This window comes from Virgibacillus salarius, from assembly GCF_039521925.1.
GTDB lineage: Bacteria > Bacillota > Bacilli > Bacillales > Amphibacillaceae > Virgibacillus > Virgibacillus salarius.
Genome location: NZ_BAAACY010000076.1, coordinates 1 through 24,469, shown reverse-complemented (window position 1 = coordinate 24,469; position 24,469 = coordinate 1). Strand labels below are relative to the sequence as shown.

Genomic DNA, 24,469 nt, shown 5'->3' with positions numbered 1-24,469 from the left:
CTCATCTATTCAATTTACGATATTGCCCTGGAGTAACACCTATAATTTTTTTAAATTTACGAGTGAAATTGGCAACATCCTTATAGCCAACCTGCACAACGATATCTTTAATTGGCTGTTGCGTCTCCTTTAGTTGTTTTTTAACATTCTCCATTCGCAGTTCCTGTACGTATTGCGTAAAGGTAACCCCTGTCTGCTCTTTTATAAACCTACTAAGATAAGAAACAGAGAGCTTAAATTTTAGGGCAATACTTTCCAAGGACAGCTCATAGTGTTGATAGTTTTCCTGAATATACGCTAAAATATCATTGCGAAGCTGGTCATTATGACTTTCCTTTTTGCCTTTTACTTCTTGGCAAATGTCTAAGACCAATGTTTCCAATCTTGTATGTAACTGCTCAATGGAATAAAAGTCTACTATCCGATTAAAATCTTGAATATTATTACTCAAACCCGCTTCCGAGATCGATTTAACGATTGTATTGATAATGTCAAAGCAAATACATTTTAAAACTTGAATGGAATAATCATTATGATCTAACTTGGAAAAAATGTGACGCAATGTTTCAATTGCTACAACCTTATCACCCTGTTTTATACTTTGAATAAGCTTTATCTGCTCTTCCTTTGGATAACCAAGAGACTGCTCTGGCTCTAGACTAATATCCTCAAAATAAATAATACTGCCTGGAGGATTTATGAATTTATATTCAATCGTTGCAAGCGCCTCAATGTAGGATCGATTTATTTGTATTTTCTCCGTATAAAGACCTCCTACTCCAATCGTAGGCTCTATCAACGAGAATTCCTTGATAAACTGGCGAATTTCTAGTACTAATTGCTTTCGTAATTCGCTAGGCTGCTTTGCGCTTTCTTCTATACTGATAATCACCGCCATTGCATCATTATATAAAAGATCTATTCCATGAGCATTAGCATTTTCAAATGACATATCAGACAATTTATTAAATAAATTCTCACGTTCTAACATATTAGCTTCATGAAACATTCCTTTATCGAAATAAATAATTCCAACAAAATAGGTACCACCCTTCAGGTCTATTTGTAATGCCTTGGAAAGAGTCTCTATTTCTTCTTTAGTCGGAATATCGCCTTTTAACAGCTTTACAAAAAACTGATCCCTTGCAAATGGCTTTTGCATATACATTGCCTCATTTAAGGTTTGATGATCCTCAAATACATTTGTAATGGTTTGTCTTATCGTTTCTAGTTCATTACCTCCTTCCATTTCTTGCGTATTATTTTTTCCTTTTCTCGTAATTTCAACGATATTTCGAATCGGTTTGTATTGATTGTTACCAAGTAAAATTGCCAATATAAAACCTATAATAAATATAATAACTAATAATATAAAAACGATTAAACTAGTATTTCCCAACCGCTTAAAAAATTGATTGCTATCCATTACGGTAATGAATTTCCAATTACTCATATCGGATTTAACAGACACCATCGAATAGTCTTTACCATCTATCGTTACATTGTTAATTCCGCTTCTACTTGAAGAAGCATAATCAACTTTCTTTATATTTATAGAATCATCATTAATACTGGAGGCAATAATTTGATTGTCTTCATTAATAATATATGCATTCCCCTCAAAATCACCAAGGATATTTTGAATAAGATCTGTCATTTTTCTTTCTTTTATAAAATACATGACTGTACCATAGGGACTTGGATTCCCAGGAGAAATAGGAAATAAATAAGCAATCATATTCTCATGTTCATCCTCGTTAATTACAACATGATCGATTGGCTTAATAAACGGAATTGTTGAATGTAAATCATTTAGTAAATCTTGCTTTTTCCATTCATTAAAACGGTACTTATTATTCAGTAAAGCATCGATGGAATAGGAGCCATGCGTTGAATATATTGTTTCTGCATTATGGTAATAAATAAACAATTCCTCAATGATGGAACTATTCGCTTTATATTTGTTTAATTCATCAATAGCCTCTCCACCATAATAATTATGGCTAAACATATATGGCGTCAATCTTGGATCATATGAAATTCTCGCTGCTAATGTTTCTAACTCCTTCATTCGCTCATTGGTTATGTTTTCAACCTGCTCCAATTTATTAATATTGGATTGTTCTATTTCCTTTCGTAGGCTGGAAACCGAGTTATAATAAATTATCATGCTCATAAGAAGAAAAGGTACAAGAAATATAAATAAATAAGAAATAATATATTTATATAACAGTCTAGGCTTTTTCCAATATCTCCACATAATCTCCCCCCTTATAAACTAACTCATTTGTTTATTCTCTATCTGTAAACAAGCTTGGTGGGCAAACCACATGATAGGTGTAGCAATTATTGATGATCCAGCAAAAACCAATAATATTGGCAGGAAATAGAATACATATAAAAGTAGAATAATACTAATAATCATTGCTATTGTTTCTAATGGTCTGGCCAATGCAATAAGAAAGGATTGTTTAATATATTGATGGAATTTTAAGTTATAACGAACAAATACAGGATAAAAATAGAGCAGCATAATAACATATAATGAACCAATAAATAAAAGTAATGCATGAAAATAAAAGGATTGAATGTAATTTTTCGATATGGCAATATCTATATACATAAATGCCCCAATGCTCATAAATAAAATACCAAATGCATTACTAGTCTTAAAATGCTGTTTATAAACAGCATAAAAATTTTTAAATATCGGTATATCGAAGTCCTTCTCATACCATTTGTGCATGACTGTATATAAGGCTGTAGTTGCAGGGGAAACACCAAATACTATTAATCCTAATAAGGTAAAAGCTACCCATAAAATATGTAAATACATAACTTTATAAAGCCAATTACCAAAATCATATATCCATCGTAAAAAACCATTAAATAAAGACAATTTATATCACTCCTATGCAAACGCTTACCTTGTTGTTTCTAACTACCCCTCCTAATCCCCAACTGAACTTCTTTTGTAAATACCAAATCAAGTGGCGTAATGGAAATAATTGGATGTATTAATAATTAAAATAGAATAATAGCTCTACTTTACAACTATCGACAAGAAAAAACACCTTTCAGCAAGTATAGCATAGAAATCTTTCTTTTTATTATAATATTTAGAAAAATAAGACTTAATTATTAGAAATTAAGCCTTATTCGTTTCCTTCTCGTACACATTTCCTATTCTAATTTTTCGTTATAATTTCTACCTCTTCAGGTCGATATACCGCTGTTATAGTACCTTTCATATCCGTTGCATACATTACAGTACGCTCTGACTCGAGTAAAAATAGATAACTAGTATTCGTCTTTTGATCAGTAATCTTTATTTCGATATCTTTCGAACATTCTGATACAAATATATATAAACAACCATGTTTGAAGGTTAATTTTCTTCCATACATCCCGGGGAGGTTTCCTTTATTCCATTGAAACTCTTCAGGTATTCCTGATCGTCTCATAACATAGGAATATAAAGCTATTATTGGTTCATTACGTTCGTTTAACTCCACAGGTAACCCACACCAGTAAATCATACCCTTTCCATATGGAACTTCTTTCATAGTCTTTCCACCTACATCTACTTCTTTCAACAATTCACCAATCTTTTCATTCCCAAACGATACAAAGTAATCCTGCCCATTCATTTCAAGTATTTCTTCACGAACAAGATTTTGTGTTTTGGTTTTACCTAGAATCGATTCTGTTCTAGAGGTATGGCCCCAATATGCATCGATACTAATTGCACCAGTGAATAACAGATTAACGCCTTTATCCTTTACCATTGTTAATATCGTATCGAATGTACTTGAACTAAAATTATGTGGACTTGGAATAATAAGTAATTTGGGCAAATCGCTCAATATTTCTTCTACATGATATTCACTAACAGCTCGAAATGGCATATTCATTTCATAAGCTAATACACGTGTTAATTTCGTAGTCGCCCTTATGGAATATCTACGATTGGAGAAATCATTAGAAAATGGGTAAACTACAGCAATATCCTCTAACTTCCTACCTCTAAATAAATCTTTTATTTTATACATGAATTCTCCATAATCATAGGATACATTTGCCTCTGGTTTTTCAGTCCCATCTGCACGTATTGCTCCAATATTTGATTCATTAATATTATTCATAAAGTAGTTTGTATTCCACAGCCATTGAACTGCACCCGCTCCACCAGTTGAGAAAGCATAAGCATACTTCCTCTCTAATATATTTCGTAATTCTTCCTCACTTCTTTTGGCGTGATTATTTGCATTTTCAACATACATGATTCCTGTTTCTTGAATTAAATTAGGTTTTGCAGGCGTTTTAGTGAATATTCCGTCCCAAATTAAGTCATCTAAAAACCACCATGTATGGTTACTGGTATAATCAACGGCTTCACTATAAAACAATGGGGATGGTCGCAATCCACCAAGTGCTTCATCCTGTCCCACAGTAACTAGCTGATCACCAGCTAAGTTCTTAATCGAACTTGCTAGCTCCTTTACCCATTTATTATGCATGTCCATCGTGTATAAGGTGTAATCAAGCCAGCATAATCCTTTCTTCCCAGACATCATATCCCTTATTCCAAAATTGATTTCAGAGGCCTCTGGTGGTTCAACTGCTGCAAAAGAAGGTAATTCTTCTTCCGTTACATTCCACCTTTCTCTTAATTCACGTACAGTTCCGTGCCGTGCTTTAAGCCACTTCTGATAGTTTCTGCGATCATAGCTATCATGACTAGTTTTAGGACCAGCAAATGGACGGTTGGGATCAAATACAGACGGCTCATTAATTAAGTCCCAGTTAATATTTGTTGTTTCTACATGTCTAGAAACTATCGACGTAATAAAACGTGTTTGCGCCTTCAAGCTACGAGAATCAAGATAAGGATTCTCACCGTCCCAAGCCTCAGGAGTAAAGGAAAAGAACGTAAAGGTGACCTCGATATCATGTTTTTTAGCACATAGTATAAAGGCATCAATGGCTCGGAGGACGGCTTCATCCATGTATCCATCAATAAACATCATATTGCGCCAGCCTGTCCAAATTCCAGTACGAATATAATTAATCCCAGCACGTTTCATTTGTGCCATATCGTTATCCCATAAATGGGCATTAGGGAGAAACAAAAAATAACGAGCAACATCTGAGGTCATATAGGTCATTCCAACAATTGGCATAGGTTGTCCGTTTTTATGGAAGTAATCACGATCGCAGCATAAGGGCTCCCCTCTAGCCAAGAGCTGTTTATCCATCCCCCAGAATCCCTGATGGAGTGAGCGTACCTCACCGTTCTCTGACTCAATATAACAACTTACATGATATAATCCAGGTTCAATCGTAATCGGAATAATAAATGAATGATTATAGCGTTGTTTACTAGCTTTAATTGATACAGTCTCTGTATAAAGTGGTTCTGAATTGCTACTTACTGTTAATCTAACCTCCCATTGGACAGGTACATCGGTAAAGGACTCCATCTGTAAGCTAGCCATCGGTTGTTCCCCTTTTTCGTATGTAGCATAGTTCACCTGCAAGGAAATCTCCGTCACACCATGACTAGTAAATAGCGCTAATTCTCCCAAAAATTCAATTCCTAATTTGCTCCAAAACCGTTTATCCATCCTTTGATTGATAAATATCCATCGACCGCCTGTAAACGCTCCGTTTCTATTTTCAATCAGAACACTCGGAGCAGCTACTTTTCTTCCGGAATCCGTTAATCCTTGTAGCAAAGGGAATATCCTAGCATCCATTGGTCCTGCTGCACCCATTTCTCCCTTTAAAGAACTGGATTTGGTAACATGCAGGATAAAGTTATATGTATCTTGGATGGCAAATAGCTTTTCCTTTCCTTTAAAAATGGGAATATCGTAATTGAATTGTAATTGCGTGACCTGCTTCGTTTTTACTGGCAAAGCCTCGTGAATATTTAATTGTTGGTGGTACGCAGTCTGTTCACGTTCTTTTTTCCATTTGCCGTCTTCTTGAAAGCATGGAACTCGAAAAGGGATGCCACCAAAGTGAACCATACCTTTTCCGGTTGTTAAATAAGAATAGATCGCCTTCCAAGCATTTTTAGGAAAAAATGAACCATGTAGATTAATAAAACAAGTTACCTTATCATCATCAAGAGCTTCTTCCAATGAATTAGCAGTTACAATTGTTCCATTTAAGTCTTCCAAAATAGATCTATTTGGTCTATTACCATCTATAGGAAAATCATAATCATAAAAAATAATTGTTTTTGCCATATAGCGTGCTCCCATCCACATAACGTTGTAATATTCAGATTTGAACTTACATGATTAGCGTACATGTGATGTAAGGCACTGTAAATATGTGATTATCGTAAACTATGTTTTTATTGCATGTTGCTTCTACATGCACCGAATTAGATAGCTAGAATGTGAATTAACGTCATATCGTTACTATTTAATGATATTTGTTTTCGTCACAGTTGAGCTGGCAATTTTCCATCCATCGCTTTCATTGACAAATACATACTCCATATGTGCAATATGATCACGATACGATTCGCCAGCTGCAATAAATGATGCCGTTGCCCGCTGTTCTGCCTCAATTACAATGCGATCATTCGATTCTTCTATTACCTTAAAATCCAATAGTTCATACGTAATATCATAATCCTTAAAAAATACTTCTAATTGTTTTTTTGTATCTTCCCTACTCGCTTCTACAATTGTCTCCAGATACTTATCCATATTTTCATCTTCAGAATAGGTTAAATTATCTTCTAAGACTTGTTTAACTTGAGAAGCATTTTTACTTATCTTGCTTGCATCATCATTACTACAGCCCATTATGACTAGTAGTGTTCCAATTAATAGAAGCATTACCTTATACATAGTACATCATCCTTAAAAGCTTAATAGATATTACGCAAAAGCATTATCTCAATACATAGAAGTCGATTGGGTATGGTCCATTCCTTGCATTTTTTCCACAGCTTGATTCGTAGCTTTTGAGTTATTATGTTTTAAAGCGTGGTAGGAAGAATTGATTTGCTCAAATGTGTTTTTAATTTCTTCAAGCTTATGCAGAATAACACCTGTATTATCTTCTTTGTTCATGCTTGTATAGGACTTTTCAAAGTTTTGAATGGTAGCTTGAAGCTCTGATAATGCCTTATCAATAGGTGCACGTTCGATTTTTACTTCTTCATTCATGAATTACATAATCCTCTCTTCTTTGGTTCACAAAAATAATACTGTCTTCATATGTTGAAGACAATTAACTGCTTAACGTAATGCAACAGGTACTCGGTATTATAAAATGAAAACCTCAAGCAGTTGGGGGATTTTGTTTATCCCACACTAATTGTTAGTACCACTAGGGTATAACCTAAAGACCTTGAAGCAATCGAACATTTACTGGCAGTCGATCTCACTTACCAATGTTAGCTTCTCTTTATTGCTTGAGGTCGGGGGCTTACTGGCAGTTATATGTAGGATAAACCCCCTTAAAATTATAAGTGATTACCTTTTATTTTCTAAGTTAAAAAAGTACTAGATTCGCTTATTAATCGACATACTGTGACTAGTAAGTAGGAAAATTGGACTATCATAGTTATTTAATGGGATAATGAAAAACTCCGGAATCTGGTGACTCCGAAGTTTTTCAGTTATTTATAATTTAATCGCTCTGGCAATGCATGAATGGAATCGATTAAAACATTTAATTTCCCTTCAATCCGATGCAATAGATAAAATGTTACAGCTATCGGAAAGCCAACATCTGTAATAAAAGCTATCCATGGATCCATAGCCATAGCCTCCTTTTTAGTTAAATGAAAATTAAAATATAGCCTAGACTACGTTTAAAAAATGGCTGTTATAAACAGCTTCGTGTAGAATAACTGGCATCACCTAGATTCCAGCTGGAAGAACAACCGACTAAAGACACCTTTGTATTCACAATAGGCTGAGGCTGATCATGAAAAAGAGCGTGTATTCCCATTGTTTAGAAAGAGAGAGAGCTGTCTTTTGGTACAGCTCTCTTCCTCTTTACGGATTGGTGCCGTTAATTAATATCTATCTCCTCAACAATCCGTTCTACTATTCGAGCACTCTTTTTAGAAAGTAGCTCCCCGCCACTTGACGAAAATGCATTTTGTTTGAGAATTTCATCCATAGCTGCGTTAACAGCAGTTGGGTCTGCAGGTACTATGGGGTGATCAATCGAATAAGTTACTGTCTTTCCTTCTTTATTCGCAAATTTCAATTCTAGTTTTTTCAACGTATTCCCTCCCTTCTTACTTAGTTACCTTCTTCTTCCTTAGACTGGCTCAATGGCTGAGGTATCCTTACGTTCAACGGAATGAAGCGGAAGCTGCTGCAATCCAGCAATCGCTTGTGCTATTGTATATAGCTGTTCTGCGTTTGCTGTAGGTTTGACGTTATTAAAGCTCTTTGTCTTAACGATTGATTTTCCAGTTACCTCATCCAAGCCTCCGTCAAATACCAACCATAATGAAGAGTCCATTATTTGTGTCGTTGCCATATTTCTTCACCTCCTTCTATCCTTACATTCGTATGGAATAGTAAGAAGGAGGCATGAAAGGAAAAGAAAAATATGTGACGTTATTTATTAGACATAGAGAAAAGAGAGGGTCACTTAACCAACTGGGAGAATGTGAATTAAATAATATCAACAGGTAAAAGGGATAATTGATTTTTTTATTATCTGCACATAATAGGATGCTTTTATTTACATGCTTATGACGATCTGATAATATATCCTATGTACCAATCATCCTACAAATTTGGAGTGTAAAGAATGCTTAAGAAAACGAATCGCATATCGTTAGTCGACCAAGTTGTTTCGCAAATGGAAAATTTAATCGAAAATGGTCATTGGTCTATTGGTGATAAAGTTCCACCTGAAATGGAATTAATGGAAGAATTCGGTGTTAGTCGTAATACATTAAGGGAAGCTATTCATGCTTTAGTACACGCAGGTTTATTAGAAACAAAACAAGGAAGCGGAACGATTGTCTGTTCATCAAGTTCCCTAGAAGCTGCAATGCATCGCTACATCGAAAAATCTGATCTACTAGAAACGTTAGAGGTTAGATTAGCCTTAGAAAAAGAGGCAGCTCAGTTGGCAGCAAAACGCCGAAGTAAAGAGGATATAAACAAGCTGCACGCAAGTATTAAACAGTGTCAGGATGCGGCTGAACGAGGTGCTATGGAGGATTTTATTAAAGCAGATATCACTTTTCATAAAAATATGGTAAGAGCTGCAAATAATAAGCTGCTACAAGATTTATATGAACATATGACAGATCCGTTATATTCCTCTATCCGCGATATTATGCTAATGGATAATCAATTCGATTATAACAAGGAAATTCATAGCGAGCTTTTAGACGCGATTCGACATCAAGATATAGATGGTGCTACAAAGTATGTTGATGCTTATATTAATGAATTTAAAAAAAGATTATAAAGCATGCACAGAATTTCAAGAGCAATAGAGGACAAGGTTGCTCCAGTATACCACTTTTTTAGAAATAAACTTCGGATTAGTTCCGTTGTTATGATAGATTCGGAGGAAAAATTTTGAATAATAATAGACTAACTTTAGAAAAGACACAAGAAAACCGCAATACTTGGATTTTTTTAATTGGAATTATTTTGATTGGGTCAAACTTAAGAGCTCCATTAACTTCTGTTGGATCCCTAATTTCCTATATACGTGACGATTTAGGAATTAGTAATGCGTTAGCTGGAACAATTACAACTTTACCTTTACTTGCTTTTGCACTTGTATCACCGTTTGCTCCTAAAATAGCAAATAGAATCGGCATAGAATGGACAATATTTATTTCTATCACACTATTAACAATTGGTATTATTATTCGCTCCCTATTTGGTTCCATATTTTTATTTTCTGGAACCATTCTTATTGGGTTAGCTATCGCAATTGGAAACGTATTGCTACCAGGCTTAATAAAAATGAACTTTCCACTTAAGATAGGATTAATGACAGGGATATATGCTGTCTTCATGAACGTATTTGGAGCTTTAGGATCTGGCTTAGGTGTTCCTATTTCTTCTATCGGAGACATTGGCTGGCAAGGCTCACTGGCTGTATGGGGGATACTTTCCTTTATTGCCCTGCTTTTTTGGATTCCTCAGTTACAAAAACAAAACAAGTCAGATCCTACAACAAGTGCAACACCACAAGCAGAGGGGTCTATTTGGAAATCCACACTAGCATGGTGTATTACATTATTCATGGGATTACAATCGTTAATATTTTATACGCTAATTACATGGCTTCCTGAAATATTACAATCTCATGGTTTTAGTTCGGATAGCGCTGGTTGGATGCTGTTCCTTATGCAATTTGCTATTATCCCGGTAACGTTTATTATTCCTGTCATTGCAGAACAAATGAATGATCAGAAGCTATTAGCTAGTATAACTGCCATTCTATTTATGATAGGAATTGGAGGATTATTTTCTGGAATTATTCCTGTACTAGTTATATCCGTTATTTTTATAGGAATTGCTGGCGGAAGTGCCTTTAGTCTTTCGATGATGTTCTTCAGTCTTCGAACATCAAACGGCCAACAGGCAGCGGAAATGTCAGGGATGGCCCAATCGTTTGGTTATCTATTAGCAGCTTTAGGGCCAGTTTTAATTGGTGCATTACATGATTTAACAAATGGATGGCAAGTTCCACTTATTATGCTATTTATTATTTCAACTATCATTTTAATTGTGGGTTTAGAATCAGGAAAACAGAGAATCGTTACAGATCAATTACAAACTAAAACTGCTTCACTCAAGTTAGATAATTAACGTGTAAACATTCATGATGGAATTATTGTAAATACGACATGTCTTGCATCGAAAAGCTTAGGGAATACTAATCCGTTTGGTGCATACATGTCGGATTGAATCTATTAGGCTACCCATAAGTCCCAGCATCTGATCGCAGCCAAATAATTAAGAAGATTACAATAGGATAAAAATGCTTAATTCTCTTATATATAAATGGAAAAACATACATCTTACAATAATGTAATGTAATTTTAAATTTACGAATTAGTCACTTAATAGTAAAATAGTATGTAGTACGTTTGACGAGGAGTAAATAAAATGTCTAACGAAAATAACAATTTTTCAAGAATCACAAAACGTAAGAAAAAAAAGAAGAAGAATAGAAAAAAACTACTGTTGTACTTACTGATTCCCCTTACCATACTATTCATTACAGTCCTTTCTTATGGTTTCCATATATATACAACTGCTCAAAATGCTGCAAATGACTCCTATGAAAAAGTTGGAAGAGAAAATGAAACATCCAAATTAAGGAATGAATCGGTAGATCCTGTAGAGGATAATGTATCCGTATTAATTATCGGTGTTGATGATAGTGAAAATCGGGGCTATAATGAAAAAAGCAGGTCAGATACATTGATTCTAGCAACCTTTAATAAAAGTAGTAAAAGTGTGAAGCTACTAAGCATTCCAAGAGATTCGTACGTAAATGTGCCAGATCATGGTTACACCAAAATTAATCATGCTCATTATTTTGGCGGACCCAAAAAATCAATTGAAACTGTCGAAGACTTTTTAAATGTACCAGTAGATTACTATGTTCGTTTAAACTTTGAAGCTTTCATAGAAGTTGTTGATTCCTTAGGTGGTATTCAGTATGATGTACCATTTGAGATCGTTGAAATGGATTCACAAGATAATAAGAATGCCATTCATTTAACCCCTGGGTACCAAAAACTAAATGGTGAAGAAGCGTTAGCATTGGCCAGAACAAGGAAATATGATAGTGATATAGAACGAGGTAAGCGACAACAGGAAATTATAAAGACAATCGTGAAGCAAGCTGCTTCAGCATCATCTATACTAAAGCTTGATGATTTAATAACCGCTGTCGGCAACAATATGAAGACAAGTCTATCCTTTAATGAAATGAAGAGCTTTGTGAGTTATGGAATGAATACAAATCTTTCTCTAAGTTCTGTCAGTTTAGACGGAACTGGTGGAAAAATGAATGACGGATTATGGTATTATCAAGTAGATGAACAAAGCAGAAATGACATAGAGCACGAATTGAGAGAGCATCTTGACCTTTCCACTTCAAATGTGAATAACTCTGAGTTCAGTGCTGATGCAAACGAAGAGAATGATTCAACTACAAAGTGAAACTTCAATCAGTGAGGGTCTTACTGCCAGTTATATATGAGATAAATTAATATAGGCAATTAAAAAGGCGTGGTCCAATGATTGGATCACGCCCTTACTTTTTCTTTAAAAATATACGAACCATAAACTCTACCGCTTTTAAAATCCTCCTCCATCGAAACGGTTGTTTTAACAATCGGTATAGCCATTCTAAATTTAGGTTTATCCAACCTTCTGGAGCTCTCTTTACTTCACCTGCCAGTACATCAAAACTTCCTCCAACTCCCATAAATAAGCCCTTCGTGAACTTATCCATATGCTGCGTAATCCAAGCCTCTTGCCGAGGTGATCCTAACGCCACAAATATAAGATCAGGATTACTATTTGCAACATCGTTGACAATGGAAGGATCGTCTATTGAAAAGTAACCATGATGGTGACCAGCAAGCGTTAAGTCCGGATATTTTTCTTTAACTTTACTTACCAATTTTTCATTCACATGCTCTTTAGCACCTAAAAAATAGCATGATAACCCATGCTTATCTGCATACGCTAATAAGTCCAACATTAAGTCATAACCAGCAACACGTTCTTGAATTGGTTCCTTTTGAAGCTTTGAAGCCATAACAATACCCGCTCCATCAGGTACAATGTAATCCGCTTTTTTAACCATTTTCTTATAGGAAGCATCTTCTCTTGTTTTCATAACGATTTCAGGATTAGCTGTAACAACATAACATTTTTGTCTTTTGTCTAAACTTGGATATAAGTTATTATTTAATAGGTCCTTTTTTGCAATATTTATAAATGGTATATCCATTAATTTAACTAACTTTTTGTCCATCTTCATTTTAATGCAACCTTTCACGTCCAATTAGCGACCCTCTACAATACAAACTCACATAAAAAAGAAACTTAATAATATTGGTTGTTGCATATATAATATCATTATATATTACGGTTGACTATTCATTCTTTCAGGGGAGAAAATCAATAATTATAATATTGAGTTAATTATTTTTGCATACCATACTCTTGTATTTTCCTACACCATATGAAAGGGGAGGTACACTAATGACCTCCCCCCCTATCATTATATCCTGAACATATTTGCTGTTTTTAAAGCTAATCTTACTGATTTTCTATTCAAAGTTGCATTTAATTTATTAATCGTTTTATCCTTTTTAGCTATTTTAGCTTTTAATTCTTTTTGTACTTTATTACTTTTTTCCTCTTGTTGAGGGTAATAGGTTTCCAAACGCATTACCATTTCCTCCATACTACATCCACTGATTGGATATATAGGTGGAAGAAGTTCTTTTTTTGATAATTCAAGGTCTAAAGGAATAACTGAAGGCGACATGCTATCTTTATATATATGATCTAAATCATTTTTATTTAGAAAATTAATAAAGTGATCAAAATTGACCCCTTGTTTTTTCTCCGGTAGGTGGAAATCACTTTTTTCAATTAAATCAGATAGTCTAGTATCCTTAGTAATATCATTTGCCCAAACATGAGTCAAATTATGATATTCAGCTAATTCACGCATTCGAGCATCTTTTGGAATTAAAAGGCTAGGTGTCCCAGCAATAGTAGCTGTTATATTCCCATGTAGCCTTGCTCCAAAACTTAAATCTGCTCTACTAATAAAATCTAACCAGGTAGGTACATTTAAGAAAAAACGTACACGATTATTCATATAAACGGGGTCAGACATTTTAACGGGATAATTACTACTTTGTTTAGCAATTGGTGGTGCACCATTGTAAACAAGCTTCATTTCTTTCATCCATTGCGGTATAAAATAGTGATTAGGAAAGTCTTTCATACTTCGTGAAATAAAGTCTAAAACATGGTTAGGTGAAAGTCTAGAAGAATTCACGCAAACCATAGACTCCTTTGTAATGTTTGTATCACGAATCTTCAACTCTCTACCAAACGTATACATTGATGGGCATCCGATTACAGTATGGTCAATTCCCTCACGAAATCCTAAACGAGAGAGATACTTAGAAGTAATCTCGCCTCGTACTCCTATCATATTTGACTTTTCTAGCACAGCTTTAACAAAATCTTTTACATCTTCATCAAATGGAAAACCTTCATCTAATTTTGGTTCAAAAGGCGCTCGTAAGCCTACACCGATAACAACAACTGGAATAGTTAGTTTTTTTATTAACCTCGTATATTTCTTCAATGTAGGTATAAAATCTTTACGAAATGCATCGGCTAAAGGGATAATATAACAATCAAATTTTTCATTAATTTCGTCCGCTCTATTTGGGTCATAATTATAATAATCCGGAGTAATTGAGGTTCCTTCAGTCATTAATGTGCGTATGACACTATATTGGTATACTAAGTTACCTACGTTACCTCCAATGGAATTATTATCCATTATATATGAGGCATCAAATGTATCAAGTGGTGACATACCTGATCTTATAATAATATTTTTCATAAAAATGCTCCTTTAGTATTTTAAATTCGATCTTAATAATTGAATCACTTATACTATTGGTGTATTTTTTCGATGATCCAAAGCTTTTTGTCTATATACCTTCCTTTCTGGTTTAGGCATTTTTTTCCATTCTTTCAAAAATGCCTCATATTTTGGAAGTACCTCGTCAACTGTTCCAAAATCTTTAACCATTCCATATTCAAGCCAGACAATTTTTTCACAGAATTTCTTCATTTGTTTGATGGAATGACTTACAAATATCATAGTTTTTCCCATTTCTTTGAATTCTCTCATTTTATTGAAACTCTTCTCAGCAAATGCTTTATCTCCTACAGATAAGGCTTCATCAATAATAAGGATATCTGGATCAACATTTACTGAAATGGCAAATCCTAATCGCGATTTCATACCACTTGAATAGGATTTTACAGGCTGGTCAATAAATTTTTCAAGCTCTGAAAACTCAATAATATCAGGTTCACGTTCCTTTATCTCATGTTTATTAAAACCTAGCATCAATAATTTCAATTCAATATTATCTCGACCCGTTAAATCTTCTTTTAATCCTGAAGAAATAGCAATCAAGGCTACTTGCCCATTTATTATTAACTCCCCAGATGTCATCGGAACTATACCAGCAATAATGTTAGATAAGGTTGATTTGCCTGAGCCATTAACACCTACAAATCCTATAATATCACCTTTATCTGCCTCAAATTCAACACCTGAAAGAGCATAAAAATCTTCCCCATAACTTCTAGGAATAATTAAATCAAGTAATCGTTCCTTTGGACCATTATATAATTTATATTTTTTTACTATATCTTTTGCAATTATTGCTTTTTCCATTTTTCACATACCTTTACAAATAATCAATAAAATGCCTTCTAAACTTAACATGTAATGTAGATCCCAATATCAATATTATTATTACTAATCCCCAAAAGTATAATGTATACTCCCAGTTCGTAATAAAATACCATTCTGTTCCAAATAAAGAAGCACGATAACCTTCAATTAAGTAATACAAAGGATTAAGCTTCATTAAGCTCATTAATGTCTGGTGATCTGATAAAAGTGTTAATGGCCATAATACCCCTGATAAATATAACATCATACGTAACACCGAATTTAAAAGCATATGGAAATCCCTTACTATTGTAGACAATGTTGATGTAATTAGAGATATGGCAAATAAGAGGCATAATGCAGCAAATACAAAATACAATAGCTGGATATAGTAAATAGATATTGTAAATCCTGTAAAATGAAGTACAATTATCGATATCAATAACATAAATACATGCACATAAAATTGAGAGAATATAACAAAACTTGGTATAACACTCATAGGAAAATTCATTTTTGATAAGATCTTAATTCTTGTATAGATAGACTTTGACCCTTGTATCGTTGACTGATAAAAGAAAATCCATAAAAAGAATGCTGCAATCAACCAACTAAAGAATGGTATTTCTATCCCATTCATATCGATTGGCTCACGTGATCTAAGTGTACTAAACACGAACCAATATATTAATATTTGGATAGCTGGATTAATAGCTTCCCAGGACATACCCAAGTAATTATTTTTATTTTGGCTTTTTAATTCATAAATGGATAGTCTTCTTATTAGATAAAAATTATCTATTTGTTCTTTTATAACTTTAATTGCTGATTTCATAAATGTTTCCTCTCTCATTCACCTTAACTCAATACAGTTTAGATTAAAACATTAACTATTACGGACTTTCTTCAGTATTTCGATCTCTAATACTACGTTCAAATAATTCAATTCTTGAAGAAGGAGGAGATAACTTTGTCTCATCCTCAAGTTCATAAAGCGGATTATCGTTAAGGCTTGGAATAATTAAGTGATCGACAACATTTTTTGATGCATTCCCCAAAGTATCATCAAAGAAATACTTAACGAATGATTGAATCTTTTCCGTTTCAAATTTCTGCTCTTTTATAGTTGAAATTATTTCAGACGTTGTCTTTAATAGAGGACCAGGAATAAAATCAAAATAATTATAGTAGAAGTCCCGCTCTTCAATATACTTTTCTACATCAAATGCAAAAAACAACATCGGTTTATTTAGTAGCGCAAATTCAAAACAGACAGATGAATAATCTGTAATTAATATATCTGTAATTAACAACAAATCATTTATCTCGCGATAATCACTGAGGTCAAAAAAGAAATCAGCATATTCATATGGGATATTTAGTTTGTTGTTGACAAATGGATGAATCTTAAATAAAAAAACATATTCCTCATGTAGCTCATTATACAGTTTTTTCAAATTCAATATTTCAAACGGATAATATGCTGAAGCCTGACCATTTCCCCGAAATGTAGGTGCAAATAATATTACTTTTTTCCCTTTTATAAATGGATATTTTTCTGTTAACGTTTTGCGAACATAATCTTTATATTTCACATCAAAGAAAATATCCGACCGAGGTATCCCAGCAGGATAAATTTTATCTACTGTAATTCCAAATCCTTCTGCATAATTTTCTCGTACTCCTTCACTACTTACAACTGCTTTTGTATAATTCTTATGATTCTTAGAATTTGGCGATGGCCCACCAGGTCTGCCTATCCTACTATATCCAAATGTTTTAAAAGCTCCTGCAGCGTGCCATATTTGAATCAAGTCAGCATTTTTACGGATTTTAAGTGGGTAAACTAACGGGTAAAAATCATCCAAAAGAATTATCTTAGACGTTGCAAATTGAAGCGCTGTTTTAGCTAGATCACCAAATGTTTTTTTATTATTTATTCGTTCATTAAAAATAAATTTTACATCTATATCTAAATTACGCTTATATAATTCTTCATATACAAAATAAAAATTACCATTTAATTCAGAACGACTGTCAGATGCAAATGATATTTTTCTTTTATTAATAGGCAGTATGCTGCACAACATATAAACAAATTTAAAAAATCTTCGTTTGATTGCTTTCATATACCTTGACTCTTTATACAATTCACTTCCCGGAAGATCTCTAGGATCGTATGATTGTAACAATGTATTCTTTAAGTGAAGCGTTTTACTGAATTTATCAAAGGATGCGACTAAATTATACTTTAATACTTTTTTTGATGAAAAATACTCTAACTTCGTATTAAGAATACTACTTCCCTTTATAAACTTTTTTACTCTTGATAACGGTAATGTTTTTTCGAATTTAATTTTGTCATTGTTTGGAGCAAGCTGTTCTAGTTTAATATATAGGTTGTAATCCCCACTTAATAACGGCTTTCCTTGATTAATTAGAGACAAATCAATCGTTCCTTTATATCCAGCTAATGATTGCAAAGACTCTACAGAAATTTGTTCATCTAAATTTTCGAGTTCATTTAATTGACAATTATCTAAAGCGATCTCAATAATATTATGCTCCAAAATTTGTTCATCCGTTAATTCTTTATATTCATCAACTGTTTCTCTTAGTTCTTCTATATTAATGTTTGGAACAAACATTAACGTTTTACGTACCCTTTCTTCTTGAAGCGGAAAATGGTCTTTCATTGAAGCATAGCCTTCAATATCCAAGTAAGGACCGTTAATGTTTAATTTAGTTATCTGATTTACTACGGCACCTTCTGTTGTTATCTCCACGTTCTTGTTATCAATTGGTGTACGGTACACTTTTACCCCACCCCTTTCTACTTATGCGTAAAATGATAGACAATTTTTTTGGTTATGTTTTGAATATCATCGAAATTATAATGAATCATTCTTGACGAATTAAAGTATTCATTGGGAGTCCTATTATTTATCCAGTCAGCCAATTGGTCATTCATAGTTAAAATTGTCCCATCTGATAGTTGATTTATATCTTGATATAGTCCTCGATTTTTATCGTATTCGTCTAGATCTGGAATCAAATGCGCCATTGGCTTTTTTAACAGAGCAAATTCAAAAATAGAAGAAGAAAAGTCTGTAATAAACGCATCTGCAACTACCATCCACTCATTAATGGAATGCTTACTTGCTAAAAGAATATTTGGACATTTACTTAAGCGATTTAAGTCTAATTCTTTTGTATAAGGATGTGGCTTAAAAATAACTTGTACATTATTATGGAGCAAATGTGATATATCAACCATTGAATCAATTATATTAAATGTCGTTTCTCCTTGGTTGCCATTCGCCCTGTATGTTGGTGCCACTAATATTTTCACGATTCTCTTTCCATCTAATATAGGGTATTTTTCTAGTATCTCTGTTCTTATCCTCTCGCATTTACTTTTCTCTCTAAAAAAATCGACTCGTGGCATTCCGAGTGGAAAAATTTTATTTTCCGACATATTAAATGCTTCTGCGTAGAATGGTACTACTCTTTTAGATGAAACATAAACATGTGTATAATTTGAATGTATTGGCACTAGTTTTAAATAATCAGCCCCTGGACCAAATTTAGTTCCTAATGTACTATAACCAAACTTTTTAAAGGCACCTGCTGCATGCCATAACTGTATTACTTTCAGATCTTTCTTTTTTTGTACCAGGTAAATTGGTAAATAATAATCATCAAGTATCAAATACCTTGCATTGGATAACATTGGAATTTCTCTAAACAGTCTAAGATTCATCTTGTTCTCACCAATTACAAGATGAATCTTAGCATTAGAAATATTTTTTCTTATCTCATCACTAACATATTCTAAATTTCCCTCTAATTCTTTTGATCTATATAAAGCAATAACAAATTTATTCTCATCCGTTTTTCTAAAAAAAGAGAAAACATTATAAATTGCTCTAAACAGCGATTTATAAGCCCTTAAAAAAATTCTTTTTTTTAACGATAGATGATTCATGTTAAATCATCCACCTCATTACAGTTTTACCCCAAGAACTCGATAAATCACTTTCAAACGCCATTGTAGCATCATTAATCTTAGTAACATCAAAGACATTACCAATTATCGTACTTAGATAGTCAACAATATCGGGATGTTCTTTATAAATAGCTATTGTTTGCTGAAAATCAAAAGCACCACTTCGACTACTCCCTATCAAGGTTAATCCTTTTTCTAATACCATTCTAGTATGAACTTCAATTGGATATTCACTGACTCCTAATAGGCATATCGTACCTTCTGGATTAATATGATCGATGATTTGCTCTAGTGCATATTGACTTCCTTTTCCTCCAGCACACTCAATAGCATGATCAATGGAAAGACCTTCGGGGATATCATCAATTTTAATCGTATCATCAACAAATGAAAAGTGGTTTAATTTATAATCTGTTTTACCAAAAATAGTTACTTTACTGTTTGGATATAGTTTTTTTAAAAAAAGGCATGTAATGTAACCTAAATTCCCATCTCCCCAAACCCCAAAAGTATTAACTCTTTGGTGTGCTTTTTTCTTGAAACGGCTAAGTGCGTGTACTGTTATTGACACAAGTTCTGTAAATGCAGCTACATCCATATTCATATCATTTGGTAGTTCTACAATTCGATCTTGATTTAAAAAAACATAGTCTTGCATAAAACCATCGTAGCCACTAGATCTAAATTTACTTGACCGTAAATAATTTTCACCAACAAAGGGATCGGTTTCAACCGGCGTATTGGGAATCATAACAACTTTTGATCCAACTTTATAGTTTCCTGTCGGATCAAAAACCACTTCCCCAACCCCTTCATGTGTTAGTGCCATTGGTAGCTTTTTCCTCATCGCCTCTTTCCCTCGAGAGCCCGTATAATACCTTTGATCGGCAGCACAAATAGAAAGATGTGTTGGTCTAACAATTACTTTGTCGGAAATTATAGATTGATCATTATATGTTACTTCAAACTGTCTTGGAGAAACTAGTCGGTAAACTTGATTTATCATTGATCCAAGCTCCCTTTTATAATGGCATTCGCAACATTTAAATCATATGGAGTGGTAACTTTAATGTTAAATATTTCACCTTGCACAAGCTTGACAGCTTCTCCCTTTATAGAAAAAATCTTACAAGCATCTGTTAAAATAACTTTCTCTTCATCTGTTAATTCATTATAAAGTCTTTTTAACTTCTGAACGTTAAAAGTTTGTGGAGTCTGTCCTTGATACATATAATTACGTCTCGGTATAGAAGAAATAAACTCATTATCTTTTGATTCAACAATAGTATCTATAGCATTTATAACAGTATCAACAGCTCCATGAACAAGCCCTTGATCAATATTTTCTTGAATAATCCGATGAGTTAAAAAAGGACGAACTGCATCATGAGTTACTAAGACATCACTATCGTTTAGTGAGTAATTTCTTTCAATATGGTCTATTACGCTCATAATTGTACCGTTTCTATCACTTCCACCAGGGATTACCTCCACCTTAGGTAAATCAATTTTATATTTTTTAAGGATATCATTTGTATGATTAATCCACTCTTTTGGAGTAGCAATTATTATCTTTTCAAATCGATTATTAAGAATAAACTTTTCAACAGTATGAACGATTATTGGTTTTTCATTTAATGTTAGAAACTGTTTTGGCATAGGAACATTTCCCATACGAGTTCCTTTACCACCTGCTAAAATTCCAGCATAAATCAATTCATTCACCTCAGTTATTATAGATATGGATATTATATCATAATGTGTCGAATTTAGATGTAACCACATCATGTCAACCAACTATATTCGAAAGTATCTTATCATTGAAATATTTAATAATGTGGACCTTAATAATCTTATTATCCACACTGTCAAAGACTTTTCGATTAAAAAGGGGGAATTGTTAGGGTTGTCCAAATTACACACACTTTTTCAACTATTCTCTTTTAGAATTATAACTGTTCTATTTTCCCTTCTCAACTCATAAAGTGGTAATTATTATCAAAGTGTAAACCCTGTGTTAATTTTATGTAAACTTATGTTATTATAATAATAAGTGAAATTTAGCATATTGACCTATAATGCTTCTTCATTTAAATTGGAGGAATTAAAATGAAAAAAGTGATTACTTATGGAACGTTTGATTTACTTCATACAGGTCATATAAATATATTACGTCGCGCAAAAGAATACGGCGACTATTTGATAGTAGCAATTTCCGCTGACGAGTTCAATGAACTGAAAGGTAAAAAAGCTTACTATACATTTGAGCAACGTAAAGCGATTCTTGAAGCAATTCGTTATGTAGATGAGGTTATTGATGAAAATACTTGGGAACAAAAAATCCAGGATATTCAAAAACATGAAATTGATGTATTTGTAATGGGGGACGACTGGAAAGGTCAGTTCGACTACTTAAAGGAATACTGTGAGGTCGTTTATTTGCCCAGAACTATTGGTATTTCAACAACTAAGATAAAGACAGATTTAAAGGTTAACAATGGTTAGAGAAATTGCCATCTCTGTTTACCTTCAAGTATTTCATTTCATCTTTAACTTATGCAAATTATTTCCCCAAAAGCAGAAAACTGTTGGTGTGGCAACTTTTGGGGACAATATTTATTATACAGCACAAGCCATACGTAAACAGACACCAGAAGAAGAGATAATAATCTTAAAAGTCCCTAAATGTAACTATCCATTCCAACAGCATATCATTAATAAAGAAATTCTATTTAGCCTAAAGCATCCCCTTTCATTTGTACAATCAATCTATCATTTAGCAACAGCAACTACTGTTTTAGTAGATAACTATTATGGTTTTTTAGCTGTAACAAACTTTAAACCTGAAACGACTTGTATTCAACTCTGGCATGCTGCAGGCGCAATAAAGAAATTTGGGCTAATGGATCCTTCTATAAAGAACAGAAGCAAGAAAGCAATTATGCGTTTTCAACAGGTCTATAACAAATTTCATTATACTGTAGTCGGTTCGGAGCGTATGGCAACTATATTTCGCCAAAGCTTTAATTTACCAAATGAATCTATTCTTAGAACTGGAATTCCAAGAACCGATGTGTTCTATGACAAGAAGGAAGAAAAAAGAATTTCTAAACAAATTCAGTTAGAATTTCCAACTATAAAAGATAAAAAGATTATTTTATATGCTCCTACTTTTCGTGATAAGCAACTCAGTAATTATCAAGTTCAGCTTGATATGGAAATGTTATATAATCATCTATCCAGTGACTATGTGTTATTTGTTAAATTACACCCTGCTATTTCTAACTCATTAATCAATAACTATCCGAATTTTGTATATGATGTTTCAGACTATGCTGAGACAAATCACTTATTAATGGTTACTGATTTATTAATTACGGATTATTCTTCTATCCCATTTGAATATGCAATATATCAAAAACCTATGATATTTTATGCATATGATTTAGAAGAATATAAACAGGAAAGAGGAATCATTCAAGATTATGAAAAGCAGATGCCTGGACCAGTTGTCACTTCTACAGAGTCTATCATAAGAGAGATTAAACAAAATAATTTTAATAAAACGCAAATTAATGCATTTGCCAATTTATGGAATGATTATTCAAATGGTAATGCAAGTTTACAACTAGCTAATTTTATAACACGAACAGATGGTAAAGAAAAGAAGCAGGCACTTATATAAAATCCTTTTTAAGATTTCTATCTTAAAAAGGATTCATTTTTTGAGAAAAATTAAAATTTATGTAACTCGTTATACAGGAGCATCGTCTAATAGTGTAGTAGATTGTCGAAAAAAAATTTGAAAAATCACAGAATACTATTTATAATTATAAAGATGCATTAATTGGATTAAAGGAGTTAATTTATGGACCGTATATTAGTTAGGAAACGGAAAAAAAGAAAGCGTAGGCGCAAGTTCCTTTTAGTTATAATAATACTATTTCTAGCATTACTATCATTCGGAGGATACAAGGCATTTAAAACCTATCAAGCTGCAAGTAATTCTTATGATGACTTAGGAAGAGACAAATCGGATCTCCGGGATAAAGCTGTTTCTATTAACAAAGACCCTGTTTCCATTTTATTAATGGGTGTAGAGGATTACGCTACTAACGGCGATAAAGGTAGAACAGATACATTAATGGTAGCCACGTTCAACCCTAATGATGAAAAACTAAAACTTCTTAGTATTCCTCGGGATACTAAAGTAGATATCATTGGTAAAGGAACTAGAGATAAAATAACCCACGCTCATGCATTTGGTGGAAAGAAAATGACAATTGATACAGTAGAGAATTTTCTTGGGGTACCAATAGATTACTATGCTAAAGTAAACTTCGATGCATTTAAAAATGTTGTAGATATACTTGGCGGTATAACGGTTAATGTCCCATTCGATTTTGAACAAAATAGTGATGATAAAGTTGCTGAGAAACTACAATTCGATGAGGGCGAGATGGAATTAGATGGTAGACACGCATTAGCATATGCTAGAATGCGTAAAGAAGACCCACGTGGCGATATAGGTAGAAACGAAAGACAACAGGAAGTTATCAAAGCTATTATTAAAAAAGCAATGTCAGTTGGAACAGTTACAAAAATTGATGATTTAGCTCAAGAGATGGGCAATAATGTTGAAACAAATATGAGCATTAAAGAAGGGTTAGCTTTCTATAAAGAGTACTCTGACTTTAATGTAAGTAAGATAGACAAAATCGAACTTAAAACGCATGAAGAAAGAATGAATGGAATAAGCTATCAAATAGCTGAGCCACAATCATTAGAAGAAGTAAGAGATGCTTTAAAGGAACATTTAGAGATAGTCCAATCTTCGTCAGAAACTAGTCCATTAAGCGAAACAGCAACAGATGGCAATTAAAAAAGGGCTGGGACAAAACCCAGTAACTGAAAAAAGTGGTACGCCAATTTAGGGCGTATCACTTTTTTTACTTTTTTCAATATTTA

The 24,469-nt window shown here is 33.3% G+C and carries 22 protein-coding genes; 6 read left to right on the top strand and 16 right to left on the bottom strand.

The features are described from left to right. Nucleotide 1: 1 nt before the first annotated feature. The 8 genes from ABDZ84_RS10070 to ABDZ84_RS10035 form a co-directional block, all read right to left on the bottom strand. Nucleotides 2–2,260, bottom strand: a complete 2,259-nt coding sequence (locus ABDZ84_RS10070) for a helix-turn-helix domain-containing protein (RefSeq protein WP_051388255.1) — start codon at nucleotides 2,258–2,260, stop codon at nucleotides 2–4. A gap of 18 nt (nucleotides 2,261–2,278) precedes the next feature. Further along, complete coding sequence (locus ABDZ84_RS10065; protein WP_026680035.1) at nucleotides 2,279–2,899, bottom strand: YesL family protein; 621 nt, start codon at nucleotides 2,897–2,899, stop codon at nucleotides 2,279–2,281. A 289-nt stretch (nucleotides 2,900–3,188) separates the two neighbouring features. Further along, entirely contained in the window at nucleotides 3,189–6,257 is a 3,069-nt protein-coding gene (locus ABDZ84_RS10060) for a beta-galactosidase (RefSeq protein ID WP_026680034.1), read from the bottom strand. Nucleotides 6,258–6,434: 177 nt separating this feature from the next. Beyond that, nucleotides 6,435–6,872, bottom strand: coding sequence for a hypothetical protein (locus ABDZ84_RS10055; RefSeq protein ID WP_026680033.1), 438 nt, complete (start codon nucleotides 6,870–6,872; stop codon nucleotides 6,435–6,437). A 48-nt stretch (nucleotides 6,873–6,920) separates the two neighbouring features. Beyond that, nucleotides 6,921–7,193 carry a DUF5344 family protein gene (locus ABDZ84_RS10050; protein WP_026680032.1) on the bottom strand — a complete coding sequence of 91 codons (273 nt, stop codon included), beginning with the start codon at nucleotides 7,191–7,193 and terminating at the stop codon, nucleotides 6,921–6,923. 455 nt (nucleotides 7,194–7,648) lie between these two features. Beyond that, the gene (locus ABDZ84_RS10045; RefSeq protein WP_080668622.1) at nucleotides 7,649–7,789 is read right to left on the bottom strand and encodes a YvrJ family protein; all 141 of its coding nucleotides are present in this window, start codon (nucleotides 7,787–7,789) and stop codon (nucleotides 7,649–7,651) included. A gap of 257 nt (nucleotides 7,790–8,046) precedes the next feature. Then, a complete protein-coding gene (locus ABDZ84_RS10040) occupies nucleotides 8,047–8,262 on the bottom strand; it encodes a DUF2922 domain-containing protein (RefSeq protein ID WP_026680031.1) in 216 nt (71 codons plus the stop codon). Nucleotides 8,263–8,301: 39 nt separating this feature from the next. Beyond that, nucleotides 8,302–8,526 (bottom strand): DUF1659 domain-containing protein, encoded by a 225-nt coding sequence (locus tag ABDZ84_RS10035; RefSeq protein ID WP_026680030.1) that lies wholly within the window; start codon nucleotides 8,524–8,526, stop codon nucleotides 8,302–8,304. A gap of 276 nt (nucleotides 8,527–8,802) precedes the next feature. Between ABDZ84_RS10035 and ABDZ84_RS10030 the strand changes: the two genes are divergently transcribed. The 3 genes from ABDZ84_RS10030 (at nucleotide 8,803) to ABDZ84_RS10020 (ending at nucleotide 12,200) form a co-directional block, all read left to right on the top strand. After that, complete coding sequence (locus tag ABDZ84_RS10030) at nucleotides 8,803–9,474, top strand: FadR/GntR family transcriptional regulator (protein WP_026680029.1); 672 nt, start codon at nucleotides 8,803–8,805, stop codon at nucleotides 9,472–9,474. A gap of 113 nt (nucleotides 9,475–9,587) precedes the next feature. Then, on the top strand, nucleotides 9,588–10,835 hold the full coding sequence (locus ABDZ84_RS10025) for a CynX/NimT family MFS transporter (RefSeq protein WP_026680028.1): 1,248 nt from the start codon (nucleotides 9,588–9,590) through the stop codon (nucleotides 10,833–10,835). A gap of 300 nt (nucleotides 10,836–11,135) precedes the next feature. After that, on the top strand, nucleotides 11,136–12,200 hold the full coding sequence (locus tag ABDZ84_RS10020; protein WP_026680027.1) for an LCP family protein: 1,065 nt from the start codon (nucleotides 11,136–11,138) through the stop codon (nucleotides 12,198–12,200). A 94-nt stretch (nucleotides 12,201–12,294) separates the two neighbouring features. Here the strand turns inward: ABDZ84_RS10020 and ABDZ84_RS10015 are convergent, their stop codons facing one another. The 8 genes from ABDZ84_RS10015 to ABDZ84_RS09980 form a co-directional block, all read right to left on the bottom strand. Next, on the bottom strand, nucleotides 12,295–13,029 hold the full coding sequence (locus ABDZ84_RS10015; protein ID WP_026680026.1) for a WecB/TagA/CpsF family glycosyltransferase: 735 nt from the start codon (nucleotides 13,027–13,029) through the stop codon (nucleotides 12,295–12,297). Between the two features lie 243 nt (nucleotides 13,030–13,272). Further along, the gene (locus ABDZ84_RS10010) at nucleotides 13,273–14,643 is read right to left on the bottom strand and encodes a polysaccharide pyruvyl transferase family protein (RefSeq protein ID WP_026680025.1); all 1,371 of its coding nucleotides are present in this window, start codon (nucleotides 14,641–14,643) and stop codon (nucleotides 13,273–13,275) included. A gap of 48 nt (nucleotides 14,644–14,691) precedes the next feature. After that, a complete protein-coding gene (gene tagH / locus ABDZ84_RS10005) occupies nucleotides 14,692–15,492 on the bottom strand; it encodes a teichoic acids export ABC transporter ATP-binding subunit TagH (RefSeq protein ID WP_026680024.1) in 801 nt (266 codons plus the stop codon). Between the two features lie 13 nt (nucleotides 15,493–15,505). Further along, on the bottom strand, nucleotides 15,506–16,327 hold the full coding sequence (locus tag ABDZ84_RS10000; RefSeq protein ID WP_026680023.1) for an ABC transporter permease: 822 nt from the start codon (nucleotides 16,325–16,327) through the stop codon (nucleotides 15,506–15,508). Between the two features lie 58 nt (nucleotides 16,328–16,385). After that, nucleotides 16,386–18,308 carry a CDP-glycerol glycerophosphotransferase family protein gene (locus ABDZ84_RS09995; RefSeq protein ID WP_152525398.1) on the bottom strand — a complete coding sequence of 641 codons (1,923 nt, stop codon included), beginning with the start codon at nucleotides 18,306–18,308 and terminating at the stop codon, nucleotides 16,386–16,388. Between the two features lie 17 nt (nucleotides 18,309–18,325). Continuing rightward, nucleotides 18,326–19,480 carry a CDP-glycerol glycerophosphotransferase family protein gene (locus tag ABDZ84_RS09990; RefSeq protein ID WP_026680022.1) on the bottom strand — a complete coding sequence of 385 codons (1,155 nt, stop codon included), beginning with the start codon at nucleotides 19,478–19,480 and terminating at the stop codon, nucleotides 18,326–18,328. 1 nt (nucleotide 19,481) lies between these two features. After that, entirely contained in the window at nucleotides 19,482–20,507 is a 1,026-nt protein-coding gene (locus ABDZ84_RS09985; protein ID WP_026680021.1) for a ribitol-5-phosphate dehydrogenase, read from the bottom strand. Further along, nucleotides 20,504–21,217: an IspD/TarI family cytidylyltransferase gene (locus ABDZ84_RS09980; RefSeq protein ID WP_026680020.1), complete on the bottom strand. Its 714-nt coding sequence runs from the start codon at nucleotides 21,215–21,217 to the stop codon at nucleotides 20,504–20,506. Before ABDZ84_RS09980 ends, ABDZ84_RS09985 begins: the two co-directional genes overlap by 4 nt. A gap of 393 nt (nucleotides 21,218–21,610) precedes the next feature. Here ABDZ84_RS09980 and tagD point away from each other — a divergent pair, with 393 nt between their 5' ends. The 3 genes from tagD (at nucleotide 21,611) to ABDZ84_RS09965 (ending at nucleotide 24,383) form a co-directional block, all read left to right on the top strand. Next, nucleotides 21,611–22,006, top strand: coding sequence for a glycerol-3-phosphate cytidylyltransferase (tagD, locus tag ABDZ84_RS09975; RefSeq protein ID WP_026680019.1), 396 nt, complete (start codon nucleotides 21,611–21,613; stop codon nucleotides 22,004–22,006). Then, nucleotides 21,999–23,186 carry a CDP-glycerol glycerophosphotransferase family protein gene (locus ABDZ84_RS09970; protein WP_026680018.1) on the top strand — a complete coding sequence of 396 codons (1,188 nt, stop codon included), beginning with the start codon at nucleotides 21,999–22,001 and terminating at the stop codon, nucleotides 23,184–23,186. The genes tagD and ABDZ84_RS09970 overlap by 8 nt, the downstream gene beginning before the upstream one ends. Nucleotides 23,187–23,369: 183 nt before the next feature. Then, nucleotides 23,370–24,383, top strand: coding sequence for an LCP family glycopolymer transferase (locus ABDZ84_RS09965; RefSeq protein ID WP_034678495.1), 1,014 nt, complete (start codon nucleotides 23,370–23,372; stop codon nucleotides 24,381–24,383). The last annotated feature ends 86 nt before the right edge of the window (nucleotides 24,384–24,469 follow it).